The following is a 285-nucleotide window of genomic DNA, read 5'->3' as shown; positions in this document are numbered from 1 at the left end:
GGCCATGCCGGCCAAATGGAACTGGTCACATCAGCCATCGTGCCGGGTTTCGAAAAGCCATCGAGGGCCGAATTCATCAAGGCACGGGTCGAAAGCGAGAAACTGGGTCCCATCATCGCGCCGCACGAACATGACCTCGCCGCCGCCAAGCGCATCCACAAATCAGACTATATCGACTTTCTCCCGACGGTCTGGCCGCAATGGCTGCAAGCAGGCCTCACGGGCACGGCGATGCCCTTCACCTGGCCGACGCGCGGCCTGCGCGGCGACGTGCCGCCAAAGTGC

The 285-nt window shown here is 63.2% G+C and carries 1 pseudogene; it reads left to right on the top strand.

Features of this window, described 5'->3' with window-relative positions:
- Positions 1–285: pseudogene (locus EOC06_RS38895) on the top strand (histone deacetylase family protein); the annotation flags it as partial.

It is taken from the genome of Mesorhizobium sp. M7A.F.Ca.MR.362.00.0.0 (assembly GCF_004023175.1).
In the GTDB taxonomy this organism is placed as follows: domain Bacteria; phylum Pseudomonadota; class Alphaproteobacteria; order Rhizobiales; family Rhizobiaceae; genus Mesorhizobium.
The sequence above is the reverse complement of the archived record's forward strand: the minus strand, read 5'-3'. Positions and strand labels throughout refer to the sequence as shown.